Annotated in this window: 10 protein-coding genes; 6 read left to right on the top strand and 4 right to left on the bottom strand. The window is 40.2% G+C overall.

The window, feature by feature from the left end; genetic code table 11:
• Positions 1 to 48 precede the first annotated feature (48 nt).
• The 5 genes from C427_RS16515 to C427_RS16535 all read left to right on the top strand — a co-directional run bounded on the left by C427_RS16515 (position 49) and on the right by C427_RS16535 (position 8,398).
• Positions 49 to 2,502 (top strand): CHRD domain-containing protein, encoded by a 2,454-nt coding sequence (locus tag C427_RS16515; RefSeq protein ID WP_007637997.1) that lies wholly within the window; start codon positions 49 to 51, stop codon positions 2,500 to 2,502.
• A gap of 645 nt (positions 2,503 to 3,147) precedes the next feature.
• Complete coding sequence (locus tag C427_RS16520; protein WP_007638001.1) at positions 3,148 to 3,744, top strand: TetR/AcrR family transcriptional regulator; 597 nt, start codon at positions 3,148 to 3,150, stop codon at positions 3,742 to 3,744.
• The gene (locus tag C427_RS16525; protein ID WP_007638002.1) at positions 3,741 to 4,487 is read left to right on the top strand and encodes an efflux RND transporter periplasmic adaptor subunit; all 747 of its coding nucleotides are present in this window, start codon (positions 3,741 to 3,743) and stop codon (positions 4,485 to 4,487) included. The genes C427_RS16520 and C427_RS16525 overlap by 4 nt, the downstream gene beginning before the upstream one ends.
• A gap of 4 nt (positions 4,488 to 4,491) precedes the next feature.
• Positions 4,492 to 7,524 (top strand): efflux RND transporter permease subunit, encoded by a 3,033-nt coding sequence (locus C427_RS16530; RefSeq protein ID WP_081589010.1) that lies wholly within the window; start codon positions 4,492 to 4,494, stop codon positions 7,522 to 7,524.
• A 478-nt stretch (positions 7,525 to 8,002) separates the two neighbouring features.
• Positions 8,003 to 8,398, top strand: coding sequence for a DUF3718 domain-containing protein (locus C427_RS16535; protein WP_007638004.1), 396 nt, complete (start codon positions 8,003 to 8,005; stop codon positions 8,396 to 8,398).
• Between the two features lie 683 nt (positions 8,399 to 9,081).
• On the opposite strand, the gene C427_RS16540 is transcribed toward C427_RS16535, so the two are convergent.
• From C427_RS16540 to C427_RS16555, 4 genes are read right to left on the bottom strand one after another with little or no spacing between them, the layout of a single operon-like run.
• Positions 9,082 to 10,056, bottom strand: a complete 975-nt coding sequence (locus tag C427_RS16540) for an NADPH:quinone oxidoreductase family protein (protein ID WP_007638005.1) — start codon at positions 10,054 to 10,056, stop codon at positions 9,082 to 9,084.
• Positions 10,057 to 10,113: 57 nt separating this feature from the next.
• Positions 10,114 to 11,148, bottom strand: coding sequence for a phosphotransferase (locus C427_RS16545; protein ID WP_007638006.1), 1,035 nt, complete (start codon positions 11,146 to 11,148; stop codon positions 10,114 to 10,116).
• A gap of 27 nt (positions 11,149 to 11,175) precedes the next feature.
• A complete protein-coding gene (locus tag C427_RS16550; RefSeq protein ID WP_007638007.1) occupies positions 11,176 to 12,390 on the bottom strand; it encodes an acyl-CoA dehydrogenase family protein in 1,215 nt (404 codons plus the stop codon).
• A gap of 13 nt (positions 12,391 to 12,403) precedes the next feature.
• Positions 12,404 to 13,081 (bottom strand): histidine phosphatase family protein, encoded by a 678-nt coding sequence (locus C427_RS16555; RefSeq protein WP_007638009.1) that lies wholly within the window; start codon positions 13,079 to 13,081, stop codon positions 12,404 to 12,406.
• 512 nt (positions 13,082 to 13,593) lie between these two features.
• Here C427_RS16555 and C427_RS16560 point away from each other — a divergent pair.
• Positions 13,594 to 16,161, top strand: a complete 2,568-nt coding sequence (locus C427_RS16560) for a TonB-dependent receptor (RefSeq protein ID WP_007638010.1) — start codon at positions 13,594 to 13,596, stop codon at positions 16,159 to 16,161.
• Positions 16,162 to 16,200: the final 39 nt, after the last annotated feature.

The following is a 16,200-nucleotide window of genomic DNA, read 5'->3' on the forward strand; positions in this document are numbered from 1 at the left end:
TTTAGTCAAACAAAACCAAACACTAATAAATTACTTAAAGGTATGAGTATGAACAATTTTAAGAAAATTTTAGCAGTTTCTATATTTTCGATATCGCTAGTCGCATGTAATGATGATGACGATGTTGTAGTGATTGATGAAGTCCCAACCCCCACTTCAGATTTACGTATTATCCATGCAGTACCCGATGCACCAACGGTTAATATTTTTGCAGGCGCAGCCGTGCTTGCAGGTTTAGAGAATGTTGACTATCAAGTTTCCTCACCGTGGATCACAGTTGACGAAGGCACTTACGCGGTCCGTGTTGAAGCCAATGTACCAAGCGGTACCGCTGATGTAATTACCGCATCCCTCACATTAGAAGGTGAAAAATCTTATAATGTGTTAGCTGTTGGTTCAACTACTGACGGCACCATTGAACCACTTGTAGTATCGGTTGATAGATCTGCGGTTACTTCTGGAAATGTCAGAGTACAAATAGTTCATGCAGCGCCTGCTGCACCTATGGTAGATATCTATGTAACTGCGCCGGGTGATGACATTGAAGTAGCTCAACCACTAGCCACTGCATCATTTAAAGACAGTACTGGCCAAGTAGAAGTAGCAGGCGGTGATTATCAAATTAGAATCACAGCGGCTGGGACAAAAACAGTTGTGTTTGACTCAGGCACAGTGAATTTACCTGCTGACGCTGATTTATTGGTTGCTGCAACACAAAATACGGGCACAGGCACGTCTCCTGTTACTTTGTTAGTTGCTGACGGTACCTCATCGTTTAAAATTTGGGATGTAAATTCAAAAGCAAACGTGCGTGTTGTGCATGCAGTATCAGATGCCCCCGCGGTTGATGTTATTGCCAATAATGCCTTAACTTTGTTTGACGGTATTAGTTACCCAGACGTGACAGCTTATGTTGCCGTTGCTGCTGGTGATTACACTATTGACGTGGCAGTTGATGGCGATGAAAGCACAGCACCTATTGACGATGTAGCCATCACTGTTGAAAACGGCATGTTTTACACTGCTATTGCTAACAGCAAACTAGCTTCTATCGGTTTAGATTTTGTGGTCGATGTGCCCCGCCCAATTGCGACTGCCGCAAAAGTCAGAATTTTTCATGCTTCACCTGATGCTGGCTCGGTAGATATATATGTTACTGCAGATGGTGACATTAGCGTGGTATCACCTAATTTTGCAGGCGTCACTTTCACAACACCGATGTTAACTGAAACAGGTTATGTAGAATTGGCGGCAGGTGATTATGTGGTGACAGTAACCGCAGCCGGTACAAAAGACTCAGCAATAGAAACAGGCGTATTAAGCTTAGAAGTTAATAAAGTGTACACCGCAATTGCCATTGACGGATTAATGGCTGGCGACGGTCCAACTCTAATCACTGCGGATGACTTAGCACCTAATTTTAACACTTCATCAACGTTTAACGTCTCACTAGGCGGAAATCAAGAAGTCCCTATGGTGAACACAATGTCATCAGCAACTGCAATAGTTGAGATAGATGAGTCATTACCTGCTTTTAAAGTCACTCTAGATGCAAGTATGGTAGCGGGTGCTACTGCAGCCCATGTACATGATGGTGACATAGGCACTAACGGCGGTGTTGCTTTTGGCTTAACCAACATGGGTGACGGTACATTTGTACTAGGCCAAACTGAACTTACAGCGGGTTTACTCAACGATTTGCTAAGCGGTGAATGGTATTTAAATGTACACACTCCAAGCAATCCAGGTGGCGAAGTACGTGGGCAAATTGTTCCTGATACCACTGTTGTGGTTACTTTCCCTCTAAGTGGTTTACAAGAAATTCCACAGGTTATGAGTGATGCGATGGGTGGCGGTTATGCTTTATTTGATACTACTGATAACGGCGTAACATTAGCAGTAGCCACTACTGGTGTGGCAGATGCCACTATGGCTCATATCCATACTGGTTTTGCCGGTATGAATGGTGGTGTGTTAGTAGTATTAGAGCAAGATACAGCCGATGTTAATCTATGGACATCAGCTGGTGAAATTAATTTAGCACAACCTATTGCAGATTTGTTATTGTCAGGTGGCCATTACGTAAATGTACACACTCCTGCCAACCCAGGCGGTGAATTAAGAGGTCAAATTATCCCTGCAAACATTGAAGTATATGGTGTAGTTCCATCGGGTGACCAAGAAGTACCCGCTGTTACAACTGAAGCTAGCGGAACAGGCGCCATTACATTAAACACCTCAACAGGGCTAATAATCGGCACTATTAATGTATTTGATATTTCCCCTACCATGGCACACATACATGCAGGTGAAGTTGGCGTAAACGGTGGTGTGGTTTTAGCTCTGACGGATGCAGGCGATGGTGTTTTCACTGTACCAGCGGCGACTATTTTGGATATGACTCAAATGGATTTAATGCAAGCTGAAGGTTTGTACACAAACTTTCATACTGCTGAAAATCCTAGTGGTGAAATTCGTGGACAGATTACCCTAGGTTTTTAATAAAATATCAGATAGACCAAAAACGGGCTTATTAGCCCGTTTTTTGATTTGATTTGATTTGATTTGATTTGATTTGATTTGATTTGATTTGATTTGATTTGATTTGATTTGATTTGATTTGATTTGATTTGATTTGATTTGATTTGATTTGCATCATTATCCGCACTCATCTCATTATCCTTCAAAAAAATCTTGTTATAACCGACATTTAGAAGCTGTTTAACAATTTTAACGGTTACATAAGAAACGTCTACTGCTGAGTCAGGGACTGTAAAAATAAAATATTATGCTGTATAAATATAAATAGAAAAGCGGCATTAAGAAATAATAACGAGGCAAAAAATCAACTCGATACTAGCGCTGACAGCACCTGAAAAAGAAACCTATCAGTCTTGCCTAAGTATGGGTCCACACCTTACAAAACAACCATAGATCAAATACCGGTAAACAAATTTCTAAAACAAACTCGAAGTTTCACAACAAATATTATCAGCAATCTACCTTTGCCATTCTCAAACTACTTATCATACAGTTGTGATAAATTTGTTAAATAAACGTATATTTTTTAATGTATGTAAATTACCATGCTTATGAATGACCGACAGTCGGTCATTCATAAAGACAACTTTCACGGTGCGGATCAAAATGGCAATTAAAGTAGATAAAGACAAAAAAAGAAGAGACATAGCGGTTGCTTGTACTGAACTTTTATTGGAGAAGGGAATAAAAAATTTAACCATTACTGACATTGCTAAAACCGCAGGAATTGGAAAAGGTACGGTCTATGATTATTTCAGTAATAAAGAAGAAATCGTTTTTGAAATAATTCGAAATTTCATTGAAAAACATCATCAAAAATTACTGAGTAAAAGCGACGAGAGTACTTCTACAAAGCAAAAAATATTATACCTGTTTGATTTTTTTTTATCGGAACATGAGTCTTATGAAAAACACCTCGACGTTTTTAGAGAATATTTAAGCGTCACCTTATCTTCAAAATGCAGTCCCATGCTCGAATTCAATAGAGAATGTGCAGACTTTATAAAAAATATCCTAGAAGACATTATTGAGGAAGGGATAAAGAAAGGTGAAATCAAAGATGTTTCTAGAAACCTAGTTGATGGAATAATAAAATCAGAAAGAGGTTATATGGTTATGGCTTGGGCAGAAGGTAGGGACTTAAAAAAAGACTTTAAGGAATATATGGACACATTGTTCGATTTGATAGAGATAAAAAAATGAAAAAAGCCTTAGCTTTTACCCTCGTTCTTTGCCTTACAAACGTACAAGCAAAAGAGATATATGCAACATTTACAGTGCATGCAAAACAGAAAGCCAATTTAGCGTTCAATTACAGCGGTATTGTTAAAGAACTCAGTGTCGACATTATGAGCGTGGTTAAAAAAAATGACATATTGGCAACATTAGTCAGTGACGACCTAGTAGCCACAAACGATGCGTCTAAGGTGACATTAAAATATGCAACTTTAGATTATGAAAGACACCAAGATCTGTACAAAAACAAGCTCATTGATAAAGCCCTGCTTGACAAGTACGCCATGGCTTACGAGGCCATTAAGGCTCATATTCAGATAGAAAAAGCTGTCTACGCTAAAACAATTTTAAGAGCTCCATTTGACGGGGTTATCACCAAAAGAATGATTGAGTTAGGTGATGTGGTGAGTGGGCAAATGCTAAAAACTGCATTTAACATTCAAAGTCAACATGCGCGAATATTAGTGGTTGAACTCGATCAAAAATATAGCAGTGATATCAATATTGGCGATGTTTTTATATATAAAGTTGATGGTGATGACACGCAATACGAAGGTAAAATTTATAGAATATATCCAGAGGCAAATAGTGATAACAGAAAAATTGCCTTACAGGTTATTGCCAAAGATTTAAAAGTAGGGCTATTTGGTGAAGGTAAAATTATCACATCCGGTAATAGCAATAATTCCATAACAGAAAACCAAGAATAGCCTTATGTATAAATTTGCAATCAATCGTCCCATCACCATCCTTATGGCCGTCATGGCGCTCATAATATTTGGTATCAAGTCATACACCTCGATGCCTTTGGCACTTTTCCCTAATGTAGACTTCCCAATCGTCACCATCCAAACGACTTACCCAGGTGCGGATGCTAAAACGGTTGAATCGAAAATCACTGATAAAATTGAAGAAGCCGTTTCGGGTATCAACGGCATCGATAAGTTGGACTCAACCAGTTACGAAGGTTTGAGTTATGTCATCGTTAGGTTTGATTTGAAAATAGACATAAACGAAGCGGCTAACGATGTGCGAGACAAGATTGGCGGGGTCATATTACCCGATAACGCACTAGCCCCTTTGGTACAAAAAATCAGCACGGCAGGCGAGGCTATCAGTGTATTTGTGGTCAGCAAAACGGGTGACATGTCTGCGCTGATGCAGTTAGTTGATGAAAAAATCAAACCGAAGTTACAACGTATCCCCAATGTAGGTGACGTTGATATTGACGGCTATCAAGACCGCGAAATTCGTATCTTAGTGGATCCTTATTTGCTCAACAAATACAATGTATCAGCGGTTGAGTTGCAAAATATAATTGGTAATGAAAATTTCAAATCCAGCTCTGGTAAGAGCATTAACGATAAACAAGAATTAATTATTAAATTTCAGGGTGACGCTAAAGACATTGAATCGTTGGCAAATATAGCAATAAAACCAGGTTTACGTTTGAAAGATGTTGCCAAAGTCTTTGATGGGCTAAGCGATGTAGAAAGCTACACGTCTTACAACGGACAAGTTGGCGTTATGCTGAATATTATGAAAATTTCAGGCACTAATGTGATTGGTATCATTGATAAAGCCAAACAATTGTTACCTGAGTTAAAAGCCCTAGCAGGTGACGATTACCAAGTCAGTTTAATCAAAGACCAGTCAGATAAGATAATGCACAGCGTCAATCAGGTGAAATTTGACTTGGTATTTGGTGCCATATTAGCCATCATCATTGTTTTCATATTTTTACGCAACCTTACCGCTACCATCGTTTCTGCACTGGCCATCCCAACCTCTATCATCGGTACATTTGCGATCATTGATTACATGGGTTACGACCTGAATAAATTAACCTTGATTGGACTTACCTTAGCCATAGGAATTTTCATAGACGATGCCATTGTAGTCATTGAAAACATCAGTAAAAAAATGGAATCGGGTATGGAAGCATTTCAAGCCACTTATGAAGGTGTGCACGAGATAGCTTTTTCATTACTCGCCATTTCGGCGATGTTATTAGCTGTTTTCATACCGGTTGCTTTTATGGGTGGACTCGTAGGCCAGTTTTTTAATGCCTTCGCCATGACGGTTGCGTCCGGTATCGTACTGTCTTATTTCGTGGCTATTATGTTTATTCCCACCATTGGCGCACGTGTATTAAAACACAAAGAAACTAAATTTCATGCCAAAACAGAGCCCATGTTTAAAGCATTAGACAATGGCTACGTTAAAATTCTGAAGCCACTGATTAGGTTTAAATATATAACGGTATTAGTGACCTTTGGATTTCTAATTTTATCCAGCAAAATATTCACAAATGTAGGCATGGACTTTGTACCCGCAGAAGACAATAGTGAATTTCAAATCACCGCTAAAGCTGAAGTGGGGACATCCATTACTGAAATGAAAAACAGAATGCAGCCCATTATGGATGCCATCAAAAACGATACTATGGTTGACTATTATGCCCTCAGCATAGGCTATACAACAGCCAACGAGTCCCACAAAGCCTTGGTCTATGTGAAATTAAAGCCTATTGAACAACGAGGACTGGGGCAAGAAGACATCATAGTCAATTACCGTGAACAGTTTAAATCAATCCAATCAATGGCTTTGTCCGTTGCAAAAATCCCCCCAATTAATACTGGTAGCAGTACGGCACCGGTGCAAATAGTTATCACTGGTGACAGTTTAGAAAAACTTAGCGAAATATCGCAACAAGTTTCCGCAATGTTAGGGAGTTTTGAAGGGGCGGTAGATATTGACAGTGATTATCAAGATGGAAAGCCTGAAATTACTATCTCTGTTATAAGACATAATACTGCCAGATTAGGCATTACGGCGACGCAAATTGCAGCTTTGCTAAATGCCAATTATTCCAGTGATAGTAAGGTTAGTAATTTTGAGCAAAAAGGCAGAGAATACGACATTACCCTAAGATTTGATGATGAGAGCCGCGCTAATATAGACAATATTAAAAAATTACAAATCCGGGCTGCCAATGGTGAATATGTCTTTTTAGATGGGTTAATTCGTTTTGAAAAAAGCAGTTCGATTGCGACCATAAACAGGTTTGATCGCGAACGAAAAGTTTTGGTCAGCAGTAACATATCCAATGTGCCGCTAAACTCAATAGTCAACCAGGTTGATGCGAATATAGCCAAAATTTTACCTGAAGGTTACAACTATACTTTTTCAGGTGATGTTGAAAAAATGCAAGAAACAGCTCTGTCGTTTAGTACCGCTGTTGGCCTTGCTGTTATTCTCATCTACCTTATACTGGCAGCACTTTATGAGTCCTTAATTCAGCCCATTATTATTATGGTCACTATGCCTTTGGCGTTTACAGGGGTAATAACTGCACTGGGGCTAAGTGGTAATAATTTCTCTTTATTTGTGATGATAGGCATCATCTTATTGTTAGGAATGGTAGGTAAGAATGCCATTCTGGTAGTAGATTTTGCCAACAGAGCAATCAAACAAGGTGAGTCTGTGGATGACGCACTTATTCATGCGGGCGAAAAACGTTTACGCCCAATATTGATGACCACATTTGCCATGGTGGGTGCCATGATGCCATTAGCGTTTGGCAGTGGCGCAGGCCACGAAATGAATTCACCTATGGCGTTATCTGTTATAGGCGGTTTGATTAGCTCAACTATATTAGCCTTATTGGTGGTACCAGCCTTTTACAAAATTCTTTATCCCGTCGATAACTGGCTCAGAAAATGGTACGAAGTAGGAAAGCTCTAATCACCTTCTTTCATTTTCTGCTAGTTAGTAGATATAACTATTAAATATCATCACACGCCAGAGTTTCATTTTTCTGGCGCAATGAGTAAAACAACATCACCCGCTATTGTGCGAGCCTTTATTACCTCACATCATTATCAAGCCCCTCCTGCTAAACTGAAGTAATAGTTTGATGAAGAACGTTGTCATTGAGTAGCACTTTTTGCAGCTGTTGGAAAAACAAGTTGTACATTAAGGCTGCGGTGTAAAAATAGTCAAGCGACCGCCGTGCGATAAGCGCTGGCGCATGCGCATGCGCATGCGCCTAGTTTGGCCCCTAAAACCATTTAGGATTTACTCATACCCAAAACAACAAAGTTATCAGTCTCCATACCTAAGTATCACATTGCAGATTTTTTAATCAATTCAAATGGTATTTAATAGATTTCTCAAACGCAGCAACAACTGCAAATAAACTAAAACACCGAGGAACTTAACCATGTTGAAAATAGTTAAAACTTCTATCGCCATCGCAACCGCTTCTTTACTTTTTGCTGGCAACGCTCAAGCTGACGTTAGCGATGCTTTACAAAATATCTGCACTATTGTGAAAGCAGATGATAAAGGCGAATTACGTAAAAAAATGAAACGTGTTCAGTCTGACTTTAGAATGAAGTTAAAAGATTACTACACAGGTGTTACTTGTGGTGGTAACAGCCTTATCCGTACAGCTATGCTTAACGATGCGGTGGAAACAGGTACCTTGATGGTTAAGAAAATGCCAAAAGGCGACTTAAGCTCACCTGAAGCTGACGGAAAAACCGTATTAGCTTGGGCCTCTGAAAATGGTTTAGATGCATCACCTATAGTAGCTGAACTGAACGACAGAATATAATCTATAAGATTAGTATCAGGGCACAGCGCTGTACGAGCTATAAAAATATTGTTCTTGAACGAACTAAAAGTTCAACATGGTAGGTAGGTTATTTTAATTAAGTAGCTTACCCTAGGAAAACGGCCTCCCTTGAGGCCGTTTTTTTTATGTCTGAATACAAAAAACATGAGTCCTAGAAAGAACAAATTAAATTCTATAACCTGTTCCTCGGTGCAGCGAAGCCTCTTTGTCCTCTGTGGTGCAAAATGCTCTTAAGCTGAAAAGCTAAAAGATATCTAACCACAGAGGAAAACGAGGTCCCCGAGGAAAAGAAAAAAACTTAAAATCTGTTCCTCGGTGCAGCGAAGCCTCTTTGTCCTCTGTGGTGCAAAACGCTCTTAAGCTGAAAAGCTAAAAGATATCTAACCACAGAGGAAAACGAGGTCTCCGAGGAAAAGAAAAAAACTTAACATCTGTTCCTCGGTGCAGCGAAGCCTCTTTGTCCTCTGTGGTGCAAAACGCTCTTAATCTGTAATTCTAAAAGCAAAAAAATATCTAACCACAGAGGAAAACGAGGTCTCCGAGGAAAAGAAAAAGAAACTTAAAATCTGTTCCTCGATGCAGTGAAGCCTCTTTGTCCTCTGTGGTGGTAAAATCCTTTCAGTCTAACCCAAAACTATGCAGCTCAGGGCTTTTAGCTACGCTTAAGGTCTTAGAGTCATTTTGCCTTTTACTTCTCGGTTCATAACTTTATTCAACGCGTCTTTTGCGTTTTCTAAAGGCACTACTTCATCGACTATCACTTTAACTTTACCTTGCACGTACCATATCAATAACTCTTTCATGTTATCTGCAAAGTCTTTGGGTTGATGTTGGGTGAACGAGCCCCAAAAAACGCCCATTACTGAGTAACCTTTGACCAAGGCTAAATTCACTGGGAATTCTGGGATAGTGCCACCAGCAAAACCAACCACTAACAGTCTGCCGTTCCAAGCCATGCCTCTTGAGCATGCGTGAAAAGTATCTCCACCCACACATTCATACACCACGTCTACACCTTTACCCTCGGTCACTTCTTTGATGGCAGTTTTTAAATCAGTCTCAGTGTAATTAATTAGAATGTCAGCACCGTTAGCTTTAGCCATATCTAACTTTTCTTGGGTAGAACACACCGCGATAACCGTTGCGCCCATTTCTTTACCAATTTGCACTGCGGCAAGACCCGTTCCACCAGCAGCACCAGTAACCAGAAGGGTTTCACCTGGCTGAATTTTTGCTCGCTGCTTGAGTGCGTGATGAGCTGTAGCATGAGCAGTGACTAGTGCCGCAGCTTCATCATCAGGAATTTCGTCGGGAATAGGCATAATATGCGAAACAGGGCATAATACTTTTTCAGCGTAACCGCCTAACATAACCATGGCAATCACTCGCATTCCTACTTTAAGGTATTGTACACCCTCGCCTATCTCACTTATCACACCAGCGACCTCATTACCCGGAATAAATGGGAATGGTGGTTTATTCTGATACAAGCCTTGCACCAATAAACCGTCAGGGAAGTTGACGCCACATGCTTTAACATCGACGACCACATGGCCTTTTTTTACCACAGGGTCAGGCACATCTTTATATTTAAGTTGTTCTACTGGGGCAAATTCTTCACATACTATAGCTTTCATTACACTCTCCGTAAAATATCTGGTATTCAAGCAAAACCATTAGGTTTTGCTTGAATATTATTGAGTTAGTTTTAACGCGTATTGAGCTAATGGTTTAACAATCGCACCAACAGCTTGCGCTTCTTTATTTGACGCATTGCCATCTTCTGCTCGCTTTGCCACACCTTGGGCAATGGCGCCTAAGCGGAAAAAACTAAAGGCTAAGTAGAAATTCCAATTGTCGATTTTCTCTATACCCACCAATTTGCAATAAGCGTCTACATACTCTTGTTCATCTGGGATCCCTAGGGGCGCTCTCTCAATACTGCCTAATCCAGTGGCTTTGCCGACGTTTTCGGGCAAACGTAACTGCATACATTGGTACGCTAAATCAGCATAAGGATGACCTAAAGTAGATAATTCCCAATCCAATACTGCTAAAATCTTAGGCTCTGTAGGATGAAACATTAAGTTATCCATACGATAATCACCATGCACCAGCGACACTTTACCATCGTCTTCTGGTATGTGTTTTTCTAACCAAGCGATTAGCTGATCCATTTCTGGAATATCTTGGGTTTCTGACAACTTATACTGCTTACTCCAACGACTAAATTGGCGTTCGTAATAGTTACCAGGTCTGCCGTAATCGCTCAAACCCACTTTTTCGATGTCAACACTGTGCAGTGCAGCCATGACCTCAACCATTTCTTGATACATTTGAGTACGTATTAAGTTGTCTGATATTTCTGGTAATGCACTATCCCAAAACACCCGTCCTTCAACATATTCCATAACATAAAACATGCTACCAATTAAGGACGTGTCTTCACAAAGATGATAGACCTTTGCCACTGGCACTGTTGAGTTTTCAAGCGCGGCCAATACTTTATATTCGCGGTCAACAGCATGGGCAGATTTCAGTAACTTTCCCGGTGGTTGACGTCGCAACACGTAAGACTGGTTGGCAGTCACTAACTTAAAGGTCGGGTTTGACTGACCACCAGCAAATTTAGTAGCGGTGACGGGCCCTTCAAAACCCGCTACATGTTGGGTTAAGTAGTCAGCTAAAAGCTGCTCGTCTAATTGATCAACTGAGCCTTTATCGGTCATATCATTTTCCTTTTTATCAAACTTATATTAAGCATTTTTATCTTTTATTAGATTACGCCCTAATTGCATCATATGTACTTCATCAGGTCCATCAGCTAAACGGATTGTTCGAGCATAAGCATAGGTGGCAGACAAAATAAAGTCTTGGCTAGTTCCGGCGGCACCATGCATTTGGATCGCCTGATCAATAACATTACATGCCATTTTTGGTGCAACAATTTTAATCGCAGCAATAATATTGCGACTGACTTTGTTACCGTATCTGTCCATGTTATCAGCCGCTTTCAACGTTAATAAACGTGCCTGCTCAATATCACAATGCATTTGCGCAATACGTTCGCGAATAGACTGTTGTTTACTTAAAGGTTGTCCAAAAGCAACACGTGTTTCGACTCGTTCACAAGCTAAGTCTAAAGCACGCTGGGCACAACCAATCAAACGCATGCAATGATGTATCCTACCTGGCCCTAAGCGACCTTGAGCAATAGCGAAACCTTCTCCTTCACCTACCAATAAGTTGGCTGCAGGCACGCGCACATTATCAAATGATATCTCGGCATGTCCGATGGGCTCATCATAATGTCCCATAGCAGCCATAGGTCGAACAACTGTTACTCCCTTTGTATCCAAAGGAACCAAAATCTGTGATTGTTGTGCGTGGCGAGCGGCAGAAGGATCCGTTTTTCCCATCACCACCATCACTTTACAGTTGGCGTTCATCGCGCCACTGGTATACCACTTAAGGCCATTTATGACATATTCGTCGCCATCGCGCACAATAGACGTTTCAATGTTGGTTGCATCAGATGAAGCAACAGCAGGTTCAGTCATAGCAAAAGCTGAACGAATTTTGCCTTCTAACAATGGCACTAGCCATTTTTTCTTATCTTCTTCAGAGCCATAACGTGCCAGTACTTCCATATTCCCGGTATCTGGCGCACTGCAATTGAATACTTCGCCACTCCACATTACACGCCCCATAAGTTCGCATAATGGCGCGTATTCTAAATTGCTTAAGCCAGCGCCATAAGGCAGATATTCTTCTGGTAAAAACAAATTCCATAAACCCGCATCTTTAGCCTTTTGTTTAAGCGCGTCCATCATAGGAGGTGACGCCCAACGTTCGGTATTATTATGGACAGCATCAACATACTCCTGCTCAACAGGGTAAATGTGCTCGTCCATAAAGGCTTGTAAGCGGTCAATTAGTTTTTGTGATTTGTCAGAGTAATCAAAATTCATGGTTGTATTTCCTTTAGCTAAAGGTGATGGAGTCCAGTCTATCAGGATGGTCTAAATGTGGAATATTGTTAAAACTTGATAAACGTATATTACTTTTATTGAAGAAGAAATGGCTGATGCTGGTGTTACGGACTTGCATATTAAGTTCTATTATCTGTTTGGCATCCAGTCCTAATACCAAACTCATTAACATGGATATAGCTCCCCCCGAACTCACAATCAAAATGGGCTTATCGCTATTTTGAAGACAAGCTAAATCTAAAGCGCGTTGCACTCTATTTTTAAAATCTAGCCAGCTCTCATCTAATGTACTTTTAGGCAGCAAGTCCTCAGACCATGCGTGCATCGCTAGCTTTAGCAAACGGTAGAAATCTGCAGGTTTAGGATTTTCAGGTAAACGGTTTTGTGGGTTCAATGATAAATAACTATTACCAATATTTTGAAAATTAAATTCATTAAAACCAGTGTCTACTGTGACAACAGGAGAGTGAATTAAGCCATCGAGAATACCTTCAGTGGTTTCTCTATGGCGAACCATATCTCCCATAAACGCCTGAGAGAACGTAATACCTCTTGCAGAGAAGTATTCGCCAAGCCATCGAGCCTGTTGATGACCCAGTTCGCTTAACTTGTCGTAATTTTTTGCTCCAAATGAAGCTTGTCCATGGCGGACTAAATATATTTCAGACACTTATTCACCGTTAATTTTTTAGCTAATTCGATAGTATTCTTAATAGATCTATTAGTTGAATTTATTATTTTAATTAAATTACATTTAGTAAATCTATATCGCTAACCAGACTTTTATAAAGATAGTCCTAAACCAGCTACCTTCTATAGTCGCTGATTGTTTAGTGTTCACTCCAAAACTCCATCTATATTCCAATATAAACACTGACAATATTAAAAATAAATAGAATTGATAATTCGGCATTTAAAAGTCTAATCAGACATACCAAAGGCTTTATATAGACTGAGAGATGTTAATGCGAGGATAAAAATGTGACATTTTATGAGCATCAATACTTTTTCATTAACAATTTACAAACCAAGCATTTACTTTTAATCTCGGTCTTTGATAAAGTACAGGTCTGATGAGTGAGTCTTTGGGGTTTAAATACTGCAAAGAGATTCATTTTCACCCTTTTAAAGCTAAAAAATCCGAAAAATAGACTAGCTCTGCTAGCATAAAGAGAACACATAATGAAACAGTCGCTCCCAACACGTTTTAAACCTTCTACCGTATCAAGTATTGTTGCTTTATCACTTACACTTAGTAGCTCCCTGTCTTTTGCTCAAGAAGCCGAACAAGAAGGCCGTTTAGAAACCATCACTGTTACCGCACAAAAAAGAGCACAAAATCTTCAAGAAGTGCCCGTATCAGTTACCGCTTTTACTGGTGATGAAATGGCCGAGGCTGTTATTAAAGATATGTACGACTTGCAAACAAACGTACCAGGTTTGGGTGCATTTCAAAGTCAAAGTGCTACCAACTCTAGTTTTTCTATTCGTGGCGTAGGTACCTCATCACAAAACTTTGGTCTTGAATCATCTGTTGGTCTTTATGTCGACGGTGTTTATCGCGCTCGTCAAAACTCAATGATCAACAACTTGGTAGATGTTGCCGCGGTAGAAGTCTTACGTGGGCCTCAAGGTACACTTTTCGGTAAAAACACGCCATCAGGTGCAATTCTAGTAAGCACTGTTAAACCAAGTCATGACGGTGGTGATGGCTTTGTTGAAGCAACAGTGGGTAACTATGGTTTGGTCAACCTATCAGGAGCCATGTCTTTCTCAGCGATTGAAGATGTACTGGCATTCCGCGCAACCGCTTTCAGTAGTGAAAGAGATGGCACCATCAGTGATGTAAATTTGGGTGAAGATACACTTAATGACAGAGATCGCTGGGGGGCTCGTCTGCAAGCTTTGTACACACCTAATGACGATGTGTCCTTGAGAATTATTGCTGATTATTCTGAAATCGATGAAATATGCTGTGGCGCACCAGTTCAACTAAATAACGATAAGTTGAGTGCTGATGGTACTCCCGGGTCTGACTTATTACTTGGTAGCCCCCTTTTCGGCGCAACAATACTTCGCGGCGAGAACTTTTATGATAGAGAAGTAGCCCTTTCTATCTTACCTGTATCAACTATGGAAGACACAGGAATATCCGCCGAATTAAACTGGAATTTAGATGACAATTACACCTTTGTATCTATTTCAGCTTATCGCGCATTTGATTCATATGATGAAATTGATACAGATTTTATTGACGCAGATTTGTTTTTCACAGGAAACGATGCTGAACAAAGTTCATTTTCTCAAGAGTTCAGATTGGACTACACCGGAGATAAGTTAAATTATATTTTAGGTGCATACTATTTCTCACAGGAAATAGACCTTGTCTACAATATCGATACTCAATCTCAATTTAGTAGATTCTTTGATGTGGCAGTGCTTCCAGCGCTTCAAGCGTCTCCTTTGGCCGGAATCTTCAACGGGCTGAATGGTATAAGCGCTCTGACTGGAGGATTTATTGCTCCTCTTGCACCAGGTTCGGGTGAAGGATTCAGCTTTACTCACTTAGCTCAACAAGAACATTCAAGCTATGCTATTTTTGGTCAATTCGATTATCAAATTACCGACGAATTAACTTTGACCACGGGCATACGTTATACCGATGAAGAGAAAGATTTATCCACTATATACCGCGAATTAGATCCTACTGGCCAACAACTTATACATGCTGATTTTGGTGCTGCTGGAGCTGCGTTAGCCAATATTGGAGCAGCATTAACTGTTGGAAACGCGCCCTCTTCGGCTGATTTACAAGCGATAGCACCACTTCAAACTGCTGGCTGGGGCTTCCCTTTTGTAACGGCTAATACTAGTCCAAGGTCTAATATTGTAGAGAACCTCAAGGATGACCAAGTTTCAGGTACACTGAAACTAAGTTATCAACCAAACCGTGACACTCTGTTATATGCATCATACGGTACTGGCTACAAATCTGGCGGCACAAACACTGACCGTATTGCTGAAGGTTTTAATCCAATATTTGACGCTGAGACTTCTGAATCTTTCGAATTAGGTATTAAGAAAGACTTCCGTGAATATGATTTTCGTATCAATGCTGCAGCGCACTACACAACTGTTGAAGACTTTCAGGCTAACACATTTACAGGCGGGGGCTTTAATTTACAAAATGCCGGTGACTATGAAATCTCTGGTTTCGAGGTTGAAGCAACTTGGTTGCCTGTAGATTCAGTTGAAGTTAACTTAGCTTGGGCATTTGTTGATGCAGAATATAAAACATTCTTAGCTGGAAACTGCTGGGTTGCCTATACATGGCATACCGGGATCGATGATCCAGGTCGTAAAAATGCAGGCGACTCTTTCTGTAATCGCTCAGGTGATAGACCTGGTGGCGAGCCTAAGAACTATGCAGTGATAAGTGTGAAAAAAGACTTTGAATTATCCGATGGCGTTTATAGTTATATTCAAGGTGATTTCAGCCACACCAGCGAAGTCATCTTAGACGGCAGTAACGACCCTTATGCTATTCAAGATAGTTACAATGTGGTTAACCTAAGATTCTTTATGAACTTTGAAGAAATGGATATGGATGTGGTTATTTGGGCCCGTAACTTACTTGACGAAGAGTATATCAACCGCACTAACTTCAATACACCTATTCAGGACGGTAAGTTAAACGCGTATATGGCTGAGCCAGCCACGTTTGGTGTGACAGTTAAGAAACGCTTTTAATTAACACTAATCTAGCTAAATAATTTAAAGCCGACATTT

It is taken from the genome of Paraglaciecola psychrophila 170 (assembly GCF_000347635.1).
Lineage (GTDB): Bacteria > Pseudomonadota > Gammaproteobacteria > Enterobacterales > Alteromonadaceae > Paraglaciecola > Paraglaciecola psychrophila.

Bases quoted from the DNA above. Each gene is read 5' to 3' on its own strand.
- C427_RS16520 (WP_007638001.1), top strand. From the start codon at position 3,148: ATGGCAATTAAAGTAGATAAAGACAAAAAAAGAAGAGACATAGCGGTT.
- C427_RS16525 (WP_007638002.1), top strand. From the start codon at position 3,741: ATGAAAAAAGCCTTAGCTTTTACCCTCGTTCTTTGCCTTACAAACGTA.
- C427_RS16545 (WP_007638006.1), bottom strand. From the start codon at position 11,148: ATGACCGATAAAGGCTCAGTTGATCAATTAGACGAGCAGCTTTTAGCT.
- C427_RS16515 (WP_007637997.1), top strand. From the start codon at position 49: ATGAACAATTTTAAGAAAATTTTAGCAGTTTCTATATTTTCGATATCG.
- C427_RS16560 (WP_007638010.1), top strand. From the start codon at position 13,594: ATGAAACAGTCGCTCCCAACACGTTTTAAACCTTCTACCGTATCAAGT.
- C427_RS16550 (WP_007638007.1), bottom strand. From the start codon at position 12,390: ATGAATTTTGATTACTCTGACAAATCACAAAAACTAATTGACCGCTTA.
- C427_RS16530 (WP_081589010.1), top strand. From the start codon at position 4,492: ATGTATAAATTTGCAATCAATCGTCCCATCACCATCCTTATGGCCGTC.
- C427_RS16540 (WP_007638005.1), bottom strand. From the start codon at position 10,056: ATGAAAGCTATAGTATGTGAAGAATTTGCCCCAGTAGAACAACTTAAA.
- C427_RS16535 (WP_007638004.1), top strand. From the start codon at position 8,003: ATGTTGAAAATAGTTAAAACTTCTATCGCCATCGCAACCGCTTCTTTA.